Genomic DNA, 1378 nt, shown 5'->3' with positions numbered 1-1378 from the left:
TTTATTTTGTCTGAGTGCTAACGATAGTGGCTAACTTGATTGTAAAACGCGGGGTCAAAATGAAAATACAAAAATATTGATTTTCATGCACTTTGCCTGATGACTTTTGACCAAAACTGTCGTAAGATGCTCGAAGTTGAAGAAATCGGTTTCGCAAAGGAGGGGTAGTGTGCGCACGTTAACAAAAGGCAATCCATTGAAATTGGTGATTTTATTTACCATTCCACTTTTAATTGGGAATGTCTTTCAACAGCTATATAGTTTTATGGACGCGCTGATCGTCGGCCGGACCATCGGCAAAGACGCATTGGCGGCGGTTGGGGCCACCGGGAGTATCAACTTTTTGATCATTGGGTTTGCCCAAGGGACCACCGCCGGGTTATCGGTGCTCACTGCTCAAGCCTTTGGGGCCCGCGATGAACGCGGCGTCCGGAAAAGTTTTGGGTCGAGCATTTGGATCAGTATCGCCATCACCGCGATTTTAACCGCGATTTCTGTATCGATGACCCGACCGTTATTGGAATTGATGCAGACACCACCGGAAATCATCGATCAATCCGTCGCTTTCGTGCGGGTCATTTTCATCGGGGTATTTGCATCGATGGCGTTCAACTTGTTGAGTAACATGATGCGAGCCTTAGGCGACTCGCGCACGCCGTTGATCTTCTTGATCATCGCCACAGTGGTGAACATCGCCTTGGAATTGCTGTTTATTTTAGGCTTTCATTGGGGTGTGGCTGGCGCTGGTTGGGCAACGGTGATCGCGCAAACCTTCTCAGCGATTTTGTGTTGGTTGTTCATTAAAAAACGTATCCCGCTATTGGTCATTCGCAAGCAAGATCTCGCTTTTGATTGGCAAAGTATTTTAGAACACCTCAAAGTCGGGTTGCCGATGGGCTTTAGTATGTCGATCATTGCCATCGGTTCCGTCATTTTACAAGTCATGCTCAATACTTTAGGCACCGATGCGGTTGCAGCGTACACTGCAGCTGGGCGGATCGATCAGTTGGCGACGTTGCCGGCATCGTCGTTTGGCCTTGCGATGGCGACTTTTGCAGCGCAAAACCTTGGCGCTCGGGAATACGGCCGCATTCGCCGTGGGGTGCATCAAACCTTGGCGCTCAACGTCGGGGTTTCAGCTGTGCTTGGCGCGTTGATCATTATGTTTGGCAAGCCCTTGGTCAACTTGTTCTTAGGCCCGAACCAGCCTGCCGTCACCGCACTGGCGCAAACTTACTTCCATTACAATGCCAGCATGTATTGGTTGCTCGCGATTTTGTTCACCATGCGGAATTTGTTGCAAGGCTTGGGCAAAACCATGGTCGTAAATTGCAAGAACAAGTTAGCCAGTCGTTGAGGACAATCCCAGAACAGGCCG

General features: G+C 49.3%; 1 pseudogene. It reads left to right on the top strand.

Annotated features, from left to right (window positions below):
- Positions 1–169: 169 nt before the first annotated feature.
- Positions 170–1324 (top strand): annotated as a pseudogene (locus FD01_RS10925) (MATE family efflux transporter); the annotation flags it as partial.
- Positions 1325–1378 lie beyond the last annotated feature (54 nt).

The organism is Lacticaseibacillus manihotivorans DSM 13343 = JCM 12514, assembly GCF_001435035.1.
GTDB lineage: Bacteria > Bacillota > Bacilli > Lactobacillales > Lactobacillaceae > Lacticaseibacillus > Lacticaseibacillus manihotivorans.
This window is presented reverse-complemented; position numbering and strand designations above follow the sequence as displayed.